The organism is Cellulomonas triticagri, from assembly GCF_003696205.1.
Lineage (GTDB): Bacteria > Actinomycetota > Actinomycetes > Actinomycetales > Cellulomonadaceae > Cellulomonas > Cellulomonas triticagri.
In genome coordinates this window covers 1-3551 of record NZ_RFFI01000205.1, presented here as the reverse complement: position 1 = coordinate 3551, position 3551 = coordinate 1, and the positions used below count along the sequence as shown (strand labels likewise).

Sequence of the window (3551 nt, the reverse complement as noted above, 5' to 3'; positions counted from 1 at the left end):
GGTCGACCGGGTCGCCGGGGGTCGTGCGCATCGCCCCGGCGCGGCCCGGGCCCTGCGCCGCGCGGGTCGCACGCTCGGCGGGCTGGCGCACGTGCGCTCCCTGGGCGAGCTCGGCGCGTGGTGCTGGGAGGTCGGGTTCGGCGTGGGCTTCGCGTTCGGCCGCGTCGAGACCCCGCCCCCGGTCCGCCTCCCCGCGCAACCGACTGCCGCGACCCCGCGCGACGCCTGACCGCCCCCGCCCCCGCCTCCGATTCGTCGAACGGTCACCAGGTGTGGGTGTGCGGGACCTGAACCCCGCACCTGCTGACCGTTCGACGGTCTCTGCCCCGGGGAGGGCGTGGTCGGGGGAAGCGGGTCAGGCGGGGAGGGTGGCGTCGAGGCGCTCGACGATGTGCGCGGCGATCTCCAGGCTGGCCGTCGCCGCCGGGGACGGGGCGTTGAGGACGTGCACCTGCCGGTCGGTGGTCTGCACGAGGAAGTCGTCGACGAGCCCCCCGTCGCGGCGCAGCGCCTGCGCGCGGACCCCGGCGGGTGCGGGGACGAGGTCGGCGGCGGTGATCCCGGGGACGAGGCGCGCGAGGCTGCGCGCGAACGCCTGCTTCGACAGCGACCGCCCGACCTCCGCGGCGCCGGGCACGAGGTTGCGGGCGGCGAGCCGCCACAGCCCGGGCCAGGCGAGGGAGTCCGCGAGGTCGCGCGGCGACACGTCGGTCCAGGTGTACCCCTCGCGGGCGAGGGCGAGCACGGCGTTGGGGCCGGCGTGCACGTGGCCCTCGACGCCGCGGGTGAGGTGCACGCCGAGGAACGGGAACCGCGGGTCGGGCACCGGGTAGATCAGTCCGCGCACGAGGTCCCCGGCCTCGGGGGTGAGCTCGAAGTACTCGCCGCGGAACGGCACGATGCGGGCCTCGGGGTCGAGGCCGCAGGCGCGGGCGATGCGGTCGGCGTGCAGCCCGCCGCAGACCACGAGGGCGTCGGCCTCGCGGTCGGCGCGGGTGGTGCGGACCTCGACGCGTCCGGGTGCGCCGGGGGAGCCGGGGACGGTGCGCGCGGCGACGATCTCCTCGCCGAGCAGGATGCGGCCGCCCGCGGCCTCGACGTCGTCGGCGAGCGCCCGGCAGATCCCGGCGTAGTCGACGGTGCCGGTGGTCTCGACGCGCAGCGCGGCGATGGCGCGGACGTGCGGCTCGTGCTCGCGGGCCTCGGCGGGGGTGACGCGGCGGGCGGGGACGCCGTTGGCGACGGCGCGGTCGGCGAGCTTCTGCAGCCCGGGCAGCTCGGCCTCGTCGGTGGCGACGACGAGCTTGCCGCAGATGTCGACGGCGACGCCCTTCGCGCGGGCGTACTCGGCCATGGACCGGGCCCCGGCGGCGGCCATCGTGGCCTTGAGGCTGCCGGGCGGGTAGTAGAGGCCGGAGTGGATGACCCCGGAGTTGCGCCCGGTCTGGTGCCGCGCGAGCCCGTCCTCCTTGTCGATGACGGTGACCTCGTCCCCGCGTGCGGCGAGGCGTGCGGCGACCGCGAGCCCGACGATGCCGGCCCCGACGACGAGGACGTGGCTCATGCTGGACTCCCGGGTTCGTGTGGGTGAGCGCCGGACGGCAGCCCCGAGGCTAGCCGCCCGAGATGCCCCCTATGTCGGGATTCGTCCCAATTCACCCTGAAGGCGGTGCCCCGGTCGGGGGGTGCCGACTTACCGTGGTCCGCATGACCCCCCCGAGCACGGTGAGTGCCGTCGTGTACTCCCGCAACGAGGCCGACCAGCTGCGTGACTGCCTGCCGCTGCTGGCCGACTTCGACGAGGTGGTGGTCTGCGACATGGGCTCCACCGACGACACCACCGCGGTCGCCGCGCAGCACGGCGCCCGCGTCGTGCCCGTCCCGGACGCCCCCGTCGTGGAGGAGGTCCGCCAGCGCGGGCTCGACGCCGCGACGTCCGACTGGGTGCTGTTCGTGGACGCCGACGAGCACCTGCCCGCGGGCTACCGCGCCGCCCTGCAGCCGGTCCTCGACGGCCCCGCCGACGTGGCGGGCGTGCGCGTGCGGTACGACAACGTCGCCTACGGCCGGATGCTGGAGCACTCCCTGCAGGGCAGCGCCAAGTACGCCCTGCTGCGCCGGGGCGCCGCGCACTACGCCGAACCCGCTCTCGCCCACGTGCCGCCGGTGCTGGACGGCCGCGGCGTCGACGCCCCCGCGTCGGTGCCCGCCATCGCGCACCTGAACTTCCGGTCCGTCGAGCAGACCACCGAGAAGGTGCTCCGGTACGCCGCGAACAACCCCGGGCGCTTCACCCGGTTGGACGACCCCGTCCGGCTGATCCGCGAGCTGCTGCGCTCCACCGTCTACAGCGGCGCGTGGCGCGACGGCCGCGCCGGGTTCGCCGTCGCCGCCCTGCACACCTTCGGGCACCTGTACGGCTCGCTGCTCGAGGCCGAGCGCGCCGGGACCCTCACCGCCGACGTCCCCGCGAAGGACGCGCGCCTGCTCGCCGCCGCCGAGGGCGGTCAGCGCACCGGGGTGTCCGTCCGCGACGGCGTGCGCCGCCTGCTGCGGGGTCGCCGGTGACCGCCGTCACCGCACGCCCCGACCGGCTCGTGCACGTCACGCGGCTGCCTCCGAGCCCGAGCGGCGTGGCGGCGTACGCCGAGGCCTTCCGCCCCGTGCTGGACGAGCTCGGCGAGGTGGACGTGGTCCGGCTGCCGGCCGACCCGGGCGCCTCGCAGTCGGCGGTGCTCGCGGTGCGGCTCGCCCGCCGCCTGGCCCGCCGGGACCCGGCCGAGGTGCTGGTGGTTGAGCAGGCCGGGCGGGGGCTGGCCGAGTTCTGGGCGGCGTGGTGGCTCGCCCGCCGTGGTCGCCGGGTGTGGCTGATGGTGCACGACGTCCCCGAGCTGTCCGGCGGTGCGTTCTTCACGCGCACCCTCGACCGCCGGGGCGGGCGCCGCGTCGCCGCCGCGCTGTCCGCGACCCTGGGTCGCCGGGCCGAGCGCGACCTGCTGCACCGCGCCGAGCGGGTGCTGTGCCTGTCGCCGTCGGGCGCCCGCGCCCTCACCGCCGCGCACCGGCTCGACCGCGAGGTCCTGCACCTCCCGCACGTCGGCACCGTGACCGACGCACCGGTGGACGGCCGCACCGAGGTGCTGCTGCCCGGGTACGTCGCGGGTGCGGACGACGTGCTGCCGCTGATCCGCGCCGCCGGGGACCTGCCCGAGGGCTGGACCCTGGCCGTGGGCGCCTGCTCCGCCGAGACCGAGCGCGCGGTCCGCGAGGCCGCCGCCGCGCACGGCACCGCCGACCGGGTGCGGACCCTCGGGTTCCTGCCCGAGGCCGAGGTGCGGGCCGCGTTCGCCCGCGCGGCGGTGGTGGTGCGCTGGCGCCGCGACGGCTGGGGCGGGCACGGTCAGCACGCCGTCAGCGGGCCGCTGATCGCCGCGCTCGGCCAGGGCTGCGCGGTGGTCACCAACGACTCGCGGGGCGCCGCGCACCTGTTCGACGAGGCCGCCGTGGTCGTCGTCGGCGACGGGGAGGCCGGGGCGGCCGCGCTGGTCGCC

General features: G+C 77.4%; 4 protein-coding genes. 3 read left to right on the top strand and 1 reads right to left on the bottom strand.

Translation table 11 applies throughout. The annotated features are described in order from the left end of the window. Positions 1 to 229 (top strand): hypothetical protein (locus EBM89_RS22330; RefSeq protein WP_233571881.1); only part of this gene is annotated, 229 nt, incomplete at its 5' end. Positions 230 to 355: 126 nt separating this feature from the next. On the opposite strand, the gene lhgD is transcribed toward EBM89_RS22330, so the two are convergent. Beyond that, positions 356 to 1564 carry an L-2-hydroxyglutarate dehydrogenase gene (lhgD, locus tag EBM89_RS19985; protein ID WP_122151331.1) on the bottom strand — a complete coding sequence of 403 codons (1209 nt, stop codon included), beginning with the start codon at positions 1562 to 1564 and terminating at the stop codon, positions 356 to 358. Between the two features lie 143 nt (positions 1565 to 1707). Here lhgD and EBM89_RS19980 point away from each other — a divergent pair, with 143 nt between their 5' ends. Further along, positions 1708 to 2568, top strand: a complete 861-nt coding sequence (locus EBM89_RS19980; protein ID WP_158609734.1) for a glycosyltransferase — start codon at positions 1708 to 1710, stop codon at positions 2566 to 2568. Further along, positions 2565 to 3551: hypothetical protein (locus tag EBM89_RS21595; protein ID WP_158609733.1), on the top strand; the 987-nt coding region annotated here is incomplete at its 3' end. The genes EBM89_RS19980 and EBM89_RS21595, both read left to right, overlap by 4 nt.

What these genes read in the sequence shown, in the direction of transcription:
- EBM89_RS19980 (WP_158609734.1), top strand. Translation starts at nt 1,708, where the DNA reads ATGACCCCCCCGAGCACGGTGAGTGCCGTCGTGTACTCCCGCAACGAG.
- lhgD (WP_122151331.1), bottom strand. Translation starts at nt 1,564, where the DNA reads ATGAGCCACGTCCTCGTCGTCGGGGCCGGCATCGTCGGGCTCGCGGTC.